Genomic DNA, 18,221 nt, shown 5'->3' with positions numbered 1-18,221 from the left:
AATACATATGATACATCACACTTCTCTTCTCATAGAAATATAGTCATTTTCATTCATTCGCTTTTTGATCAAGAATAGTAAATAATTCATGCTCCACGACACACCACTTATCACAACTATTGTTGCAGGCTTATGTTTAGCATTTCTCTTGGGAATGATTGCTAACCGTTTGCGTATTTCACCACTTGTAGGCTATTTATTAGCGGGTGTTATTGTGGGGCCCAATACAGGTGGATTTAAAATAGATTCCGTCATCATTAATCAACTGGCTGAAATTGGTATTATTTTGCTAATGTTTGGTGTTGGGCTACACTTTTCATTAAAAGACCTTTTATCTGTCAAAGCTATTGCTGTCCCCGCTGCTATTGCACAAATGGCATTTTCTACTTTTCTAGGTTTGTGCCTTGGTCTGATCATGGGATGGGGCTTTAGTGGTAGTTTGATCTTTGGTCTAGCTTTATCCATAGCAAGTACGGTTATCCTTCTACGTGCTTTGCAAGAGCGTCATCTTATTGAAACAGAAAAAGGACGCATTGCCGTTGGATGGTTAATTATTGAGGATTTAGCAATGGTCCTTATACTTGTTCTCATACCTTCCTTGGCAAGTGCCCTCAGCAATACAAAAAAAGAAGCGTTGGATCCTCTTGTTCAATGGTTAGATTTAAGTATTTGGGGTATTTTTGGTCTCACCATCCTGAAAGTAATTGTATTTATCGCACTTATGCTTGTCATTGGACGACGCGTTATCCCATGGCTTCTAAAAATGAGCGCACAATCGGGATCACGTGAATTATTTCGTCTTAGCGTCTTTGCTATTGCATTAGGAGTAGCTTTTGGAGCCGCTCATTTATTTGGTGTTTCTCTTTCTCTTGGTGCTTTTTTTGCTGGTATGGTTATGAGCGAATCAGATTTAAGTCACCGTGCTGCTGAAGAATCTTTACCACTGCGCGATGCTTTTTCTGTTCTCTTTTTTGTTTCTGTAGGTATGTTATTTGACCCAGAGAAACTCTTGACTCATTTTTTTCCACTCTTAGCAACCTTATTCATTATTGTAATCGGAAAATCTGCCGTTACCTTTTTCATCGTTAAAGCTTTTCGCTATTCTAATGCAACGGCTTTGACTATTTCTGCAAGCCTTGCCCAAATCGGAGAATTTTCCTTTATCCTTGCTGGTTTAAGTTTAAGCTTAGGACTTTTAAACAATGACGCCCATGATTTAATTCTTGGAGGAGCAATTTTTTCTATTTTGCTCAATCCTCTTGTTTTCATGGTCTGTAACAAAATTAAAAAGCATCTAGAAAAATTGTCTGCAACTTCACAAAATACCCAAACAATTATTGATATTGATCCAAAAGATCCTGACCAAGATTTTTTACCGATAACCTTAAAAAACAACCATATCGTAATTATTGGCTATAGTCGTATCGGTAAGTGTGTTGCATTATCTTTAATAAACAGAGGGAAACCTATAGTGATCGTAGAAGAATCAAAACGCCTCTCTGATAAAGCAATTGCAGATGGCTTTGAGGCTATTTGTGGCAATATCATTCAACAAGAAACAATGACCGCAGCAAATATAAATAGCGCACAAAAAGTTGTTATTACAATGCGAAGTACCATTGAAGTAGGAGAATGTATAGTGAATATACGTGATATGAAGAAGGATATCCAGATAATTACGCATGCATTATCCGATACAGAAACAGCTTATCTCGTTGATTTAGGTGCTGATGTTGTAGTAACGGATGATGAAGAAATTGCAAATGGCATTATAGAGCATATAACGGAACAAAGCTCTGTACAGAATATGCTCAATCATGAAAATTTATAAAACACAGAAAATGGATAAAGACGCGTGAAAATAAAGCAATTTATATGGCCATTAATTGGTATCTTAGCAATGCTGATATCTATTCGGATTCTTTATATAAAGCTCTCTGCCATTTCGTTTGGAGATGTATTGGAACGCTTGAGCAATTTAAATGCACAGCACTGGTTATTAGCCTGTTTATGTTCTCTCCTAGCTTATGCTGCTCTTGCTGGATATGATCGGATTGCCTTACAACATCTGGGCCATAAAATTTCTTGGATTTTTATCGCTATATGTTCATTTACGACCTATGCACTTTCACATAATATTGGCGCTTCAGTTTTTTCTGGTGCTGTCGTGCGCTATCGTGCCTATAAAATGAAAGGATTAAATGGAACAGAAATCGCAATATTAGTAGGTTTTTGCTCTTTTACTTTTGTCATCGGCACAATCTTACTTTTGGGAATCGTTTTAGTTTTGCAACCCGAAATTATCACCCTTATTCATGAAGAACTTCCTGAATGGTTGGGAACGACGGTTGGAGCAATTTTACTCAGCTGTATAGCACTTTATACGTTTGGCAGCTGGCTTCAGTTAAAACCCTTACGCTTGGGTAAAAAAATTCAACTCTCCTATCCACAGCTGAAAATTGTTATTCAACAGCTTCTCATTAGCCCTCTAGAGCTTTTAGGAGCAGCAGGAATTATATATGCTGTTCTCCCACATAACGCAGATATTCATTTTATATCTGTTCTTGGTGTTTTCCTAGCGTCTTTTACGATCACTCTTCTCTCCAATGCTCCTGCAGGAGGAGTAGGCGTTCTTGAAGCTCTCTTCATAACAGGCATGCCCAATATAAATCCAACCGATGTTATCGCAGCCCTTATTGTCTTTAGAATACTTTATTTGATCATACCACTCATCATTTCATTATTTGTGGTTGCCATTTTTGAAGTGCAACAATACTGGAAAAGTCCCCCTAAAAACACCACCTGAATAAATAAAAATATCAATGATTTTTTTGCTGTGCATATTAATGATATAGTCATGCTAAGTTCAATTGTATATATGGATTAAGCAGTCATTATTTGTATTTATCTTTTTTACATTGAAATTTTGAGCGCATTCTTTATAAGAATCTTGCTCTACGAAAAACATAGAAATATTTTTCTTCAAAAAAGCTCTCATAAACTTTAAAATATATATCCGTATAGAAAAACAATCGTTGCTATAACCTTTAATTAACATTTAATCTTGAATATTAAAGCAGCTATTTCATCATGTAATCGATTTTTATGTTGGATAAAGCACATGATTGCAAAACTTTTTGCAGAAAACAAATGCGCAAAATTAAAAACCTTTATCTGAAAATAACTTCATTTTATTGTTTGAAAAAGAGAAAGCATGATAGAGCAAGAACACTTCAATAACCCTCAATAAATTCCCCTAAATGATCATACAAAAATCTAGAAATATAATGTGTACACATATCGTATCACACTTTGTATTCATCGCGTTTTTTAATAGAATCACGCCTCTCACAGAGAACAAGATACCATCTTGTTGCCAATTCACACGCTTTTTTTAAGAAACCTCTCTCAGCGCTCATCACCACTATTACATGATCCCCCCGTAAATGGCACGATAGTAAAGCCATTATGCACCACCATCTTTATGCTCAATAAAAGAGCAAGCCAGCACAATTATACTATTTTTCACTTCCAATTTTATGGTACCTTTTAACACTTGAGAACCTTAATAAAAGACATTTACATTCTTTTCTTCAATAGTCTTTATCCCCACCCTTATCCCACTTATGAAGTACAAAAAATGAATGATTTTAATTGATTGACTATAAAGAGACTGAAATAAAATAAGCCTACGATATTAAAGTATCTTATTCAAAAGAAGAACAATTAATTATTATAAATCAATGTATTATATAATTTTAGCGGATTTTTCAATATCTATATTTTTAACAATTAAGCTTTAACGGGAGTAACTGAACAGTTTAATATTTTAAAACTTAAAGCCTCATGAAAGCTTATTTTCTGTCGTTTAGCAGATATTACTGTTGATCCGTTAAACTGACCTGATTTTATTCTTGTACTGAACCGCTAAACACTTTGTTGACCTTGATCCGACTATTAGAGTACCAATGATTATTACAGAAATTTTTTGTTTAAGTGCGAGAATTATCAGACAATATCTACGTTACCTACTTGCACAACTAAAAGAGAAAGATTGTTCTGTTTTTAAACAATAGGCCAGAACTCCAAAAAACTTTTAGTCACTTTATATTAAAAGAAATAAGAACAGTTTTCTTATAATTCTTTAAATAATACAATTGTTGATAGGAAACTTCTCCTCACCAATTGCGATTTCTAAAAAGACAAGACACATCAAAGGATTTTTAAGCTCTCTTAAAAAAAATAAATTGGTCCAAAAGCGAATGTTAAAATATAAAATGATGACAAGCTATATCAACAAACTACCCTTAAACAACTGCATATGGGGAAATCCTACTCTTCAATTTTATTGAATATCCTAAAAAAATACGCAATCAATAAGTTATTTATGGTATAAAACCAAATGGTGGGTGATGAGGGGATCGAACCCACGACCCGCTGATTAAGAGTCAGCTGCTCTACCGACTGAGCTAATCACCCATAAGTTTCTCAAAAAATGAGAATGAGCGTTTCTATAACGCTCCTAAGAGTGGATGTCTAGATATTTTGTTGTTTTTTATATAGCCTCATTGTCCGCAAGATTAAAAATATGATATTCACCACTTGATCTTATATAAAAATAAACCCATTATAAGAAGCTCTATAATAAATGTTCTGATTGTTATACAAAACCTATAGTTGGAGGATCATCGAGCATAATGCCCGAGCAAAATTTAGAGGAACCTTCTTGTGGTTGTAGGCGAGTTGGAGCATCATTTTGTTTTATCAATACTCATATGCATTTAAGCAATAGTTTGCTATTTTTTTCTTTGAGTATCAGTTTTTTTACATTCAATGTTCATGATTCAATACACAAATAAAAGCCCATGGATTTTTTTTGTCAATCGCGTGCTTTTAAGCTTTTAAAAGGTAAGAAATGATGGAATGGATCACTGATCCGCATGCGTGGTTTGGTTTGATCACGTTGGTTTTTCTCGAAATTGTTTTAGGAATAGATAACCTTATCTTTATTGCAATTTTAGCTGAAAAATTGCCTCTGCATTTGCGTGACCGTGCACGCTTTATAGGTCTTACTTTAGCATTAATGATGCGGCTTTTCCTTCTTACAGTTATTGGATGGGTTATGAGGCTGGACACGGTAATTCTTTCACTTTCATCTTTTGTCTTTAGTTGGCATAGCTTTATTTTAATCGGTGGTGGAGCCTTTTTGCTAGCAAAGGGAACCTTAGAACTCCATGAAAGATTAGAAGGAGTATCACATGAAAGAAAAACAGGCGTTGCTTATGCTGTTTTTTGGCAAGTAATTATTCAAATAGTGGTGCTGGATGCTGTTTTTTCACTAGATAGTATTATTACAGCAACAGGTATGATTGCAAAAGAGCAGGCAGCAGTTATGTATATCGCAGTGATTGCTGCTATGGCAGTAATGATGTGCGGATCTGGCCCTCTTATGCGTTTTATTAATCGTCATCCCACTATTGTCATCCTTTGCCTTGGTTTTTTGATGATGATTGGTTTTACGCTTATTGTTGAAGGATTCGGTTTTCATATTCCAAAAGGGTATTTGTATGCTGCTATTGGTTTTTCTGTTCTCATCGAAGCTTTTAATCAAATTGGACGTCGTAACCGTGAAAAAATGATTAAAACGAATGATCTACGTAGTAGAACAGCTGATGCTGTTTTGAGGCTCTTAGGAGGAGGAAGCAAAGATAGTAATCTTGCTGAGACTGTAGATGTTATTGCTGAACAGTCCGCAGCTTCTGAGTTATTTAGACCAGAAGAAAAAGAGATGATTCGTGGCGTTCTCGATTTAGCTGATCGTCCTGTTCGCTCTATTATGTCGCCACGTAATGAGATTGAGTGGTTAGATTTAAATGCTGATGAAAATGAAATGCGTGAAGAATTACAAAAAGTTAAACATAGCCGTTTAATTCTCGCGCGTGAAAAAGTGGATGAATTTGTTGGCGTTGCATTGACAAAAGATCTTCTTTTGAATTTGGCTGAGGGAAAAAAGATTAATTGGAAAAAAGCGATGCGAGAGCCCCTTGTTGTTCATGAAAATACAAGTGTTTTACGATTGATGGAGCAATTACGTCATTCTTCGATTCAGCTTGCAATTATTGTTGATGAGCACGGATCTTTTGAAGGGATTGCAACACCAACTGATATTCTTGAAGCTATTGCAGGTGACTTTCCTGATGACGATGAAGAACTCATGATCGCAGAACAACTTGAAAATGGAAGTCTTCTTGTAGAGGGGTATGCTGATATCCGACGTTTAAGTGGTTATCTTGGGCGTAATCTTGTTGATGAAGCAGATCGTTATACGACTCTGGCAGGCTTTATGCTTTGGCAATTTGGTCATTTACCGAATGAGGGGGAAAATTTTGAAACGGATGGTTTACGCTTTAAAGTTATCGAAATGGAACGTCGGAACATATCTAAAGTCCTTATTTCTCCACTTGCGTTACCAGAAAAAAACGAATTTTAATTCTTTTAATAAATAAAGTAAATAAAAGGATTTTTCTTATAATTAGAAAGTAAAAAAATAGGCAGTTGATGACTTAATTGTATTGTCATATTTTTTTAAGCGTGAAATAATGAATGTACAAAAGTTAAGTTATCAACGAATTTTCAGTGCAAAAAAGTTTTCATTGATAATTTGGAATGAGAGCTTCTTAAACTATTCAAGATTCTTATTCAGTATGAATAATGCCAAATTATTATTGAAATCAATCTGTTGTATATACAAAGAAAAATGAAAAACTGGGGGCTCTGCTATGATAAATGACATTTACTGTGTTGGACTCAATTATGTTGAACATGCTCATGAAATGGGCAATCTTGTTGAAGATAAACCTGTTATCTTTAGCAAACCAAATAGTTCTCTCATTTTAGGTAATGAAATTTATCTTCCTAACTTTTCTAAAGAAATCCATTTTGAAACTGAAATTGTTCTCAGAATCTCAAAGGACACTTTCATGGTCACAGAGAAAGAAGCAGAAGAATGCTATGATGCCGTAGCAATAGGTCTTGATATTACCGCAAGAGACTTGCAAACAAAACTGAAAGAAAAAAAGCTTCCTTGGCTTTTATCTAAAGGATTTAAAGGAGCGGCATACGTCTCTGACTTCATAAACAAAGAAAAAATAAACAACCCAATAACCTTTACAATGAAGTTAAATGGCGAAACGAAGCAAATTGGCAATACGAAAAATATGATCTTTAGCTTTGAGAAAATAATATCATTTTTAAGTCACTACATTCAGCTAAGGCGTGGTGATATCATATACACAGGCACTCCACAGGGCGTAGGAAAACTCTCTAAATTTGACAGAATAGAATTATATCTTGAAGCTCAATTAATCTCAGAGCTAAAAGTAGAATGAGTCATCAAATACTAACCTTTTTCATTGTTTCATTTTTTTAGTCATCTCACCGGGACCGAACATGGCCCTTATCATCGATAAGGCAACGAGATTGGGGAAAAAGAACGCATTTATGAACGTTTTAGGATTATGTACAGCAACATATGCGCATGGCGCATTTTCCATATTAGGTGTATCAGCACTCATTCTCAACAACAAAACGCTCTTTCTTTTAGTAAAACTCATGGGAAGCTGCTATTTATTGTATATGGGCTTTAAATCGATTAAATCTGGAATATACAGCTTAAATTCAAAAGAAAAAATATCAACGAATGAAAAAAGCATTGTCGGTACAACAAAGCTTTTTACCAGCTATATGGATGGTTTTTTGACACAAATACTAAATCCCAAAGTATCAATATTTTATATAGCAGCCTTTCCAAAATTCTTAGCTTCTGGCGGTAGCGTTAAAAAAGGCTTTGAACTTGTAACGATACATTCCTTCAACATCTTTACATGGTTTACTTTAATGACCATTTTTATATCATTCGCAAGCGCCACTTTAAAAAAGAAAAAAATAAAAGGATGCATTAATATTGCGACAGGAATAGTTTTATCTCTATTTTCTTTTTTCATTTTTTTTGGATAATGTTATTTTGATAACAAATTGCAAAGCTAACAGATCAATCTTTTTATGATTCTCTTTATCGCTATTAATATTCCAATCTCTAACAGAACTTATAAAACCACCAGTTCTTTCTCATTTTCTCTGAAGAATTGAATTACGCTGCATTCCAGTATCATAGCATAAAGACGTTTTGTATAAAGAATGCGAATTTCTCGCAACATTTTATCAAGTGTTATCAATATCTAAAGGAACATCTTATTCACCACTTTAAAAGAAAGAACTATGATATTCTTCTTTTCTTTTGTAAAACAAAAGTAATTCCTTCTCACTTATAATAGCATCATAAAAATAGAAAAATGATTTTAGAAATCATTTAAATTTTCTATTATTAAAGACTTTTTCCTAAACTCAAATGACAACTGTCTAGCGCTATTTGAGCAAAAATTAAAACTCCCCTTATCCCAATAAAAACAAATAACATACTGATTAAAAATAATAAATTTTAGAAAACCATAAAAACTTCTGATAACTTTCTGAAATAATTTTAAAAATCATCTATAATTTGTTATCAAAATAACAAAAAACTCCATATTCAAATATCCGTTACTTTATTTAAGATGAAAACATTCTCTTTTTTCAAAACTATATTCTTTTCTTTATCCACACAAAATCATAAAAAACGTTTTTTTCCTTTACACCTCATTTATATCATGCTTCGATACAAAATAATGTTTTTTCAGTGTAATTTAATCTCAAAATAATTAAAGGGAACCCCCAAAAAATGGACTACAAACAAAATTTAAAAGATAATTCTCACGATGGATTGCAGCGTGGGCTACACAACCGACATGTACAACTTATAGCCATTGGAGGTGCTATTGGAACAGGTCTCTTCATGGGATCAGGAAAAACAATTAGTGTAGCAGGTCCTTCCATCATACTCGTTTATGCTATTATCGGTTTTGCTCTATACTTTGTCATGCGCGCTATGGGAGAATTGTTGCTTTCTAATTCTCAATACCGATCTCTTATTGATTTTTCAACCGATATGCTAGGACCGGGAATCGCTTTCTTTGTTGGCTGGAGCTATTGGTTAAGCTGGGTTGTAACGGGAGCTGCTGATATTATTGCCATCATCACTTATATGAACTTTTGGTGGCCAACACTCAATCCATGGTTTACTGTTTTTGCTTGTATTAGTGTCTTTTTAATCTTTAACCTCTTTGCCGTAAAACTATTTGGTGAGCTTGAATTTTGGTTTGGTCTTATTAAAGTCGTAGCAATTTTAGCATTAATTATTGTGGGATTTTATATGATTGTTACAGGCTTTACCACTCCAAATGGCACAGTTGCTTCTCTCAATCACGTATGGAACGATGGAAATATCTTCCCGAGAGGAATGACAGGATTTTTTGCTGGATTTCAAATTGCCATTTTTTCTTTTGTTGGCATAGAAATTGCTGGAACAACCGCTGCTGAAGTCAAAGAACCTAGAAAAGTTCTCCCCAAAGCAATTAATGCAATACCAGTCCGTATTGTACTCTTTTACATTTTTTCTCTCGCTGTAATTATGTCTGTCACACCTTGGGATCAAATTGTTCCAGATAAAAGCCCCTTTGTCTCGATGTTTTGGCTTGCAGGCATTCCAATAGCTGCTGGCTTGGTAAATTTTGTTGTTCTCACCTCAGCTGCCTCTTCAGCAAATAGTGGTATTTTTTCTACCAGCCGTATGATATATGGACTTGCAACACAAAAAGGTGCCCCTCCAATTTTAGGTAAACTTTCTAGATACCATGTTCCAGCCAACGCTCTATTCTTTTCCTGCTTATGTATTTTAATAGGATATACAATTGCCTCACTCTCTCCAAGCCTTATAAGTGCTTTTACAATTGTAACGAGCATTTCGGCTATTGCATTTTTATTTGTATGGTCTGTCATTTTGATTAGCTATATTGTGTATCGTCGCAATCGCCCTCATCTACACGCTGAATCCATCTATAAGATGCCAGGAGGTGTTATCATGTGTGGGATCATTTTAGTTTTCTTTGCTTTCATGCTCTATTTATTGACATTAGAACCTGATACTCTAATAGCCTTTAAATATAGTATAGTCTGGTTTATTTTCTTAGGTATAATGTATTTCATGTTCGTAAGAAAATACGCATCTCAAAATAATAAATAAAATCTGTACATAAAAAACATCTCAAAAAAGGGTAACTAAATTTACCCTTTTTCCGCTTGACCTCCTCCCCACACCTCAAAGGAAGGAGATTCCTACCAGCCACTGGTCTGTCAACAGTCTAGCTTCTCTCGGGCAGCGTTCCACCTGATAACCACTCATGCAGTTTACTTCATAGGATCCACGGGCAAACCCTACCCTGAATACGGGTCACAATATCTAAAAACACTTAATATCTAAAGCTTATCATGCCTTATATCACCACTCTAAACAACGGTGTTTTACGGCATAATAGGATAAGACGTAAGCGATTTGCAAAGAATTCTCTATAAACTTCACTTACATTGTTTATTCCTCAAGCATTTAGATTTTATCTAAAACATCAGAAAAACAAAGTTTGCATTCAACTTTTTCTCAAAATTAAAAATACAGCTCTAAATAGAATATATCCCAACAATTATCTACAATAAAAAAGATTATATGAAAATATTTTTTATGTAGAATAACTTTTAATTATTATTTTTAAATTTTATTATACAGATATATTTAATTTTATTAAAATAAGTTAAAGTATTTTAAAATAACTATATTTTTATATAAAATAAAAATTTTATAAATAATTAATTTAAATATAAAATACATAAATTATTAATATATTATTTAATATAAATGTAAATATTTCATAATATATTGTAATATATAATATCGTTTAATATGTATAAATCATCAAAAATTAAAATTTTATACTAAATTTATATTATGTTAATAGTTTTACAAAATAATTATATCATTAATTTGTAATATTTTTTCTTTATTCACATGGAATTGCAAAAAATATTCCTTTACTCCCTAGCTATATCATGTTTCGATAGAAGAGATTACCTTTTTTAGGGTAATTTTATCTTAAAATAACTAAAGGGAACCTCCCAAAAATGAATAAACAAAATTTAGAAAAAAAGTCTAAGAAGAAATTGCAACGTGGACTACATAACCGCCACATACAACTTATAGCCCTTGGTGGAGCGATTGGAACAGGTCTCTTCATGGGATCAGGAAAAACAATCAGTGTAGCAGGTCCCTCAATCCTATTCGTTTATGCGATTATTGGCTGTGCTCTATACTTTGTCATGCGTGCTATGGGAGAATTATTACTTTCTAATACACAATACCGATCTTTTATTGACTTCTCGACCGATCTTCTAGGGCCATGTACTGGATTCTTTATCGGCTGGACATATTGGTTGTGTTGGATTGTCACTGGAACTGCTGAAATTATTGCTATTGTCACTTATACACACTTTTGGTGGCCTGAGCTCAATCCGTGGATTCCCGTTATAATAAGTCTTATGTTTTTTTTAATCCTTAATCTTGTCGCCGTAAAACTATTTGGCGAACTTGAGTTTTGGTTTGGTTTTATCAAAATCGTAGCAATTTTAGTCTTAATTGTTGTGGGATTTTATATGATCTTTACAGGTTTTGTTTCTCCAAATGGTACGGTCGCTTCTCTTAGCCATATATGGAACGGTGGGAATATTTTTCCGCGAGGAATTACAGGCTTTTTTGCTGGATTTCAAATTGTTATTTTTGCTTTTGTTGGCATTGAACTCGCTGGAACAGCTGCTGCTGAAGTCAAAGAGCCTCAAAAAGTCTTACCACAAGCTGTCAATTCAATACCAGTCCGCATTGTATTCTTTTATATTTTCTCTCTTCTTGTAATTATGTCTGTGACACCTTGGAATCAAATCAGCCCAGAAAAAAGTCCGTTTGTAACAATGTACGAACTTATTGGCATTTCCACTGCTGCTGGTTTGATGAATTTTGTTGTCCTCACAGCTGCTGCATCTTCAGCAAATAGTGGAATTTTTTCTACCAGCCGTATGGTATATGGGCTAGCAACACAAAAAGGTGCGCCTAAATTTTTAGGAAAACTTTCTCGTAACCACGTTCCAGCCAACGCATTATTCTTTTCATGTATATGCATCTTATTAGGTTATGCAGCTGTATCGTTATCTCAAACCCTCATAGCTGCTTTTACAATTGTTACGACAATTGCTGCAATTTTGTTTATATTTGTATGGTCTATCATTTTGATCAGCTATATCGTCTATCGTCGCAATCGTCCTCTCCAGCATACTGTTTCTCCTTATAAAATGCCAGGAGGTATTTTTATGTGTTGGGGAATTCTCATTTTCTTTGCATTCATTATTTATTTATTATCATTAGAAGCTGATACTGCCATAGCTTTAAAATATACTCCAGCATGGTTTATATTTTTAGGGATTGTATACTTTCTTTTTGGAAGAAAGAATTATGCGAAAACTTAAAAAAACATAGCCCTAAAAAATAAATCCTCTGTGCAAGAAAACATATAAAAAAGGGTAACTTTAGTTACCCTTTTTTGATATTTATCTATAAAATTATAAAAGCTGTTTACAAAATATCTCTGTAGAAGCTTCAATTACGCTCTTTGTCAACCAAAGCATTCGATTTTATCCAAGGCATCATAGAACGAAGTTTTTTACCCACTTCTTCAATAGGATGATTATCATTCAAACGCCGCATACTTTTAAAATGAGCAGCACCAGCCTTATATTCTTGAATCCAATTCGATGTAAATTTACCCGTTTGAATATCTTTCAATATACGTTTCATTTCTGCTCTGGTTTTATCCGTAATCACACGAGGACCAGAGACATATTCGCCCCATTCAGCTGTATTAGAGATTGAATAATTCATATTTGCAATGCCCCCTTCATACATAAGATCAACAATCAATTTAACCTCATGTAAACACTCAAAATAAGCCATTTCTGATGCATAACCAGCTTCAGTTAGTGTTTCATAACCTGCTCGAATCAGTTCAACAAGACCACCACAAAGAACCGCTTGTTCACCGAAAAGATCAGTTTCACATTCTTCTTTAAAAGTTGTTTCAATGACCCCAGCACGTCCACCACCAAGACCACATGCATAAGATAATGCTACATTATGAGCATGCCCTGAAGCATCTTGCGCCACCGCTATTAAGCAAGGAACACCACAACCACGTTGGTATTCATTACGAACTGTATGACCTGGACCTTTAGGAGCAATCATCACAATATCAACAGTCTTTTTAGGTTCAATCAAACCAAAATGAATACTCAAACCATGCGCAAAAGCAATCGCCGCCCCATCACGTAAATGGTCATGAATATGCTCTTTATAAATATCAGCTTGTAATTCATCTGGTGTTGCCATCATGATGAGATCTGCCCATTTTGCAGCTTCAGCAACACTCACCACTTCAAAACCATCAGCTGTGGCCTTTTTAACTGTTTGCGACCCTGAACGCAAAGCTATTTGCACATTTTGGACACCGGAATCTTTCAAATTTAAAGCGTGCGCACGCCCTTGAGACCCATAACCAACAATAGCTACTTTTTTCCCTTTTATGAGATTAACATCCGCATCACGATCATAATAAACACGCATAAAAACACTTCCTTCTTTCTCTATTCAAACTGGATTTCAGATTATTTGTATTAAATAAGAAACATTATCTTCCGTGCATCACACACTATAAAGACAAAAAACGCCGCTTATAAGAACAGAGCAATTGAATAATCTTTTAAAATTTACATATTGCGTAGAAAAAACTGTGGTCCCCAAACATATACGGATTTCCAAATAAACTTCAACTGCTGCTCTATAAAAACAATATATTACACAAAACAAGATTTCTAAATAAAATATATCTACTAATATTCTATTTTTCCACCGCGCAACAAAATGTTATATCCTAAAAATAAAAATACAACATACAATTTTAACATGAACCAAATCAATATGGATAGCAAGAAAAATTATAAAATAACAAGTATTGTTTTAGTATAGCCTTCAAAAGCATGTACAGCAATATTTTTAGAATAATGGAGAAAACATTTTTACTTTTTACATTCTTTAATAGCCACGCCTCACACGCGAAACAGAATGCCATTGTGTTATTCATTCATGTGCTTATTAAAAAACGCCTAATGTGCTCGAGCTCTTTTCAAGAGGACCCTGTAAGAGTCTAAACTTTACCCCTTTTTACTTCATAAAGCGACAAGTTGATATCATCATTCTATTTTCTCGCTCCCAATATTGTAACCATTCTTATTGCAGTAAGCTTATTCATAAAAAGCATCATTTTCCCTTGCACATCATAAGCAAAATTGCATATGAAGATGTCTCATGGCAAAAGCTGTTGCAATATTAAACTAGAAAAAAATGATAGCGCTAATTTATATCTTTATGACGTAAATGGTGATGCATAAGAGACTTTATATCATTCATGGAAATTTTACATTATACTATTTACAAGTAGCGCTGTAAAATGAATTCAAACATATTGAAAGATATCTTTAAAACACCTTATTAAACTCAAAAAATTTTGTGCACTGATCCATTAAGAATTCTACGCCAATCCCTTATAAGAAAAATTCTTATAAACCCCTATATTCCTTCGAAAAAATTATAGTAAAAAAATTTGATAAAACTTCTTCATAATGAACGGTACGAATAAAAAAGCATCTCATGCCCTAAAAAACACAAAAAATAGAATTCTCCCAATAAACAGAACAGCAATAGAATATTTATAATGCATGCTAATAGTGTTATTTATTCTATTACGCCGTAAAACACCGTTGTTTAGAGCAATGATATAAGGCATGAAAACTTTACATATTAAGTGTTCTTAGATATCGTGGCCAGTATTCAGAGTAGGACTTATCTGTCGCTCCTATAAAGTGGACCGCGTGAGTGGTTAGCAGGATGAGCCCGCCCGTGAGAGAAGCTAGACTATTGACAGTCCAGTGGCTGGTGGAAATCTCCATCCTTTGAGGTGTGGGGAGGAGGTCAACTAAACATATATAAAATTGTTTTTTTTAGATAAACTGGCAAAGCTTTATAAAGATTTTTTTCCAATTTTATAGAGAAAAAAAGATCACGATAATAACCGAATAAAACGCTGAACAGTATCATGCATTCCATACTCTAATGCATCAGCAATAAGCCCATGGCCAATAGAAACCTCATCAAGCCAAGGAATATTTTTAACCAGAGCAGGAAGATTCATAATTGTTAGATCATGCCCTGCATTCATCCCTAATTGCAACTCTTTCGCTCTTCTGGCTGCTAAAACAAGTTTACTGAGCTCTTGCTCTTGTTTTGTTTTATCCTGAAATGCAGCACCATAAGGTCCAGTGTAAAATTCCACACGATCAGCGCCCACTGCCTTAGCAATATCAAGACCATCAACAGTAGGATTAGCAAAAAGTGAGACACGAATCTTTCTTTTTTTTAAATGCTGAATGATAGGTGCTAAAAATTCTGCATTACGAGCAAAATTCCACCCATGATCAGATGTTGACTGATCTGGATCATCAGGAACAAGGGTAATCTGGTCCGCATAGTTTTCAGCGATATCCAAAAATTGATCACTTGGATAACCTTCAATATTAAACTCAGCCGTAGGAAAATTGTTCTTTATTAAACAGTATATATCTGGCAAATCTGCAAAACGAATATGCCTTTCATCGGGGCGCGGATGAACCGTCAAACCTGCTGCTCCAGCAGCAAGCGCTATATGCCCAATATTCTCGATACTTGGCCACGGAAGATTACGTCGATTGCGCAAAACAGCAACAGCATTAAGATTAACCGAAAGTTTCACCGCCATGCCCATTTCCATTTTTTACAGTGTGTAACAAGATAGAAAAAGGCATTTTCCATCTGAAATTCGGATGATACACATATTTTCTCTATCGAACAATCGTTAAATGCTCTGCTGCGCGGGTAATTCCCGTATAAAGCCAGCGTGCATACATATCACGAAATGCAAAACTTTCATCAAACAAAACGACGTTATCCCATTGAGAACCCTGCGCTTTATGAACCGTCAATGCATACCCATAATCAAAATCATCATATCGCTTTTTTAATTGCCATGAAATTTCCTGATCAGGGTTTTCAAACGCTGCTTTTAAAAGTTTAATCTTTGCTACCCCACGTTCACTTTCTTCTGGTTTCACAAGAAGATTAATACTTGGTTTAACTGTTTCCTTCTGTGAAGTCATCACCTTCCATAAAGAGCCATTTAACAAACCTTTGGGAGGATCATTTCGCAAACACACAAGCTTATCCCCCGCTTGCGGATAATCTGCTGTAAATCCCTTTAACATACGTAAACGTTGATTATAAAGGTGGCGTGTACGATTAATCCCTACCAAAACCTGATCAGCATCCAAAACCAATTGTTGATTGACCTCTTTACGTGTAACAACGCGCGCTTCTCCATAATCACCATAAGCAATATCGCGTCCCTCACGTACATCCATAGCAAGACGTATAATCGGATTATCTCGCGCTTGCCGATGAATTTCTGAGAGAAGAAAATCTGGTTCCCCATTCGAAAAAAAACCTCCACCTGATATAGGAGGCAATTGGCCTGGATCACCAAGAACAAGAATTGGCGTCCGAAAGCTCATTAAATCACGTGCCAATTGTTCATCGACCATCGAGCACTCATCAACAATAATGAGTTTAGCTTGTGCAGCAGCACTTCTTCGATTTAACGTAAATGTTGGAGCAATAGACTTTTTTCCCGTAATTTCATCGGAAACTTCCTCTTCTCCACGCGGACAATAAATCAATGAATGAATCGTACAAGCATTGCTTGCACCTTTAGAACGTAAAACCTGCGCCGCCTTCCCTGTAAAAGCAGCAAACTGTACAGAACCATCAACTGTTTCTGCAAAATAGCGCGCAAGCGTCGTCTTACCCGTTCCCGCATAGCCAAAAAGGCGAAAAAGAGGAGAACGCCCTTCCCTCAACCACGCAGCAACAGCCTTCAATGCATTATCCTGTTCCCGTGAAAACTGCATAGCTTACCAATATAAGATTTGCATAAAAAAAGCAGTATTTTGAAAAAAAACGACTATCAAAAAAAACTTTTTTATTAAGAATTGCTGATACACGCCCATCTAACAACCTTTGTAGCACAATTATCAATTATTGACCCATTACTTTTTCAAGATAGTGTAACAATCTAAATTTTATCTATACATCGATCTTCTTGGTAACACTTTATATTTATCGAATAAAATATCATTTTTTACAAAAGTAACACCAACAATGGAATATGCATATCTTAAATTTAAAATAACACCTAGTATACCTTTTTATAACCAAAATTTAGAATAAGAAAAAGAATATTGCATTTGCAAAACTCTCGCTAAAAAAAATGTCCTTAACAGGATAAGAATAATGTCATTTTATGAATACTATTTTACACAATCAATCAGCTTTCTTGCACATAAAAATAAAGTACATCCACTATTACGAAATAATAATTAAATATATCGAAAACCTCTTGGCAGAAATAGAAATAGCTCTCAACAAAACGACTTAATCCTATGATGATACACCTATAAAGTTCCTATCGTCCTCTTATCATGATTTTAATAAATTTACTCTTCATGCTACAAATTAAGTGATATCTCAACGAATAAAGAGAGATATCACACTTATATGCAGCACGCTTTATCTCGCACAAATATGTAGCTTTTTCTGTTTCAACAATAAAATCTGGTTCGTAAGTATGTCCTTCTTGGTAGTCTATTATAAGAAAACTGGGACATGGTTAGTCCAGCGTAGCACTTCAGGTTCGTCCTCTAGAATATGAGAAAAGCGCAATTCTCCATCTACTGAGTCAAACTTTTTCTTTTTGTCGCAATGTTTTAAAGTTTATAAAAACTAACTGATTAATGCTATTCTTATTGCTAGAAATAAAAAGCCCCCCTTTTATCTATATAGATAATTGATTTGATTTATATTTTTGTAAAGTTAGGGACGATATAATAAAGTTCGGGAATAGGATTTTTAACATGCCTCTCTAATTATTGCGAATCAAGAGTTCTTGTCGGAGGGGTTTTTTTAGTAAATCCTGCTGTCCAAAGGGTCTCTAATTCTAACTTTTTGTTATCCATTTTTTGAGGTGTGATAAGATATTATCGAGTGCGTCCAT

At 34.5% G+C, this 18,221-nt stretch carries 10 protein-coding genes and 1 tRNA gene; 7 read left to right on the top strand and 4 right to left on the bottom strand.

All coding sequences use genetic code 11. The features are described from left to right. The first annotated feature begins 88 nt into the window (after positions 1-88). Positions 89-1,831: a YbaL family putative K(+) efflux transporter gene (ybaL, locus tag ACFINC_RS07020; protein WP_375616717.1), complete on the top strand. Its 1,743-nt coding sequence runs from the start codon at positions 89-91 to the stop codon at positions 1,829-1,831. Positions 1,832-1,855: 24 nt separating this feature from the next. Beyond that, positions 1,856-2,806, top strand: a complete 951-nt coding sequence (locus tag ACFINC_RS07015) for a YbhN family protein (RefSeq protein ID WP_375616716.1) — start codon at positions 1,856-1,858, stop codon at positions 2,804-2,806. A 1,597-nt stretch (positions 2,807-4,403) separates the two neighbouring features. Here the strand turns inward: ACFINC_RS07015 and ACFINC_RS07010 are convergent. Further along, positions 4,404-4,479 (bottom strand) — tRNA-Lys (locus ACFINC_RS07010). A gap of 436 nt (positions 4,480-4,915) precedes the next feature. Between ACFINC_RS07010 and ACFINC_RS07005 the strand changes: the two genes are divergently transcribed. The 5 genes from ACFINC_RS07005 (at position 4,916) to ACFINC_RS06985 (ending at position 12,498) form a co-directional block, all read left to right on the top strand. Beyond that, positions 4,916-6,490: a TerC family protein gene (locus ACFINC_RS07005; RefSeq protein WP_375616715.1), complete on the top strand. Its 1,575-nt coding sequence runs from the start codon at positions 4,916-4,918 to the stop codon at positions 6,488-6,490. A 289-nt stretch (positions 6,491-6,779) separates the two neighbouring features. Beyond that, on the top strand, positions 6,780-7,388 hold the full coding sequence (locus ACFINC_RS07000; protein WP_375616714.1) for a fumarylacetoacetate hydrolase family protein: 609 nt from the start codon (positions 6,780-6,782) through the stop codon (positions 7,386-7,388). Between the two features lie 61 nt (positions 7,389-7,449). Further along, on the top strand, positions 7,450-8,016 hold the full coding sequence (locus ACFINC_RS06995; protein WP_375616713.1) for a LysE family translocator: 567 nt from the start codon (positions 7,450-7,452) through the stop codon (positions 8,014-8,016). A 760-nt stretch (positions 8,017-8,776) separates the two neighbouring features. Next, positions 8,777-10,177: an amino acid permease gene (locus tag ACFINC_RS06990; RefSeq protein ID WP_375616712.1), complete on the top strand. Its 1,401-nt coding sequence runs from the start codon at positions 8,777-8,779 to the stop codon at positions 10,175-10,177. A 929-nt stretch (positions 10,178-11,106) separates the two neighbouring features. Beyond that, on the top strand, positions 11,107-12,498 hold the full coding sequence (locus ACFINC_RS06985; RefSeq protein ID WP_375616711.1) for an amino acid permease: 1,392 nt from the start codon (positions 11,107-11,109) through the stop codon (positions 12,496-12,498). A gap of 130 nt (positions 12,499-12,628) precedes the next feature. Here ACFINC_RS06985 and ilvC read toward each other — a convergent pair whose 3' ends face one another. From ilvC to ACFINC_RS06970, 3 genes are all read right to left on the bottom strand, one after another. Then, positions 12,629-13,648 (bottom strand): ketol-acid reductoisomerase, encoded by a 1,020-nt coding sequence (gene ilvC, locus ACFINC_RS06980; RefSeq protein ID WP_375616710.1) that lies wholly within the window; start codon positions 13,646-13,648, stop codon positions 12,629-12,631. A 1,492-nt stretch (positions 13,649-15,140) separates the two neighbouring features. Further along, complete coding sequence (locus ACFINC_RS06975; protein WP_375616709.1) at positions 15,141-15,875, bottom strand: pyridoxine 5'-phosphate synthase; 735 nt, start codon at positions 15,873-15,875, stop codon at positions 15,141-15,143. Positions 15,876-15,957: 82 nt separating this feature from the next. After that, positions 15,958-17,079, bottom strand: a complete 1,122-nt coding sequence (locus ACFINC_RS06970) for an ATP-dependent RecD-like DNA helicase (protein ID WP_375616708.1) — start codon at positions 17,077-17,079, stop codon at positions 15,958-15,960. Positions 17,080-18,221: the final 1,142 nt, after the last annotated feature.

Source organism: Bartonella sp. AP58NXGY (genome assembly GCF_042195785.1).
Taxonomy (GTDB): Bacteria; Pseudomonadota; Alphaproteobacteria; order Rhizobiales; family Rhizobiaceae; genus Bartonella.
This window is presented reverse-complemented; position numbering and strand designations above follow the sequence as displayed.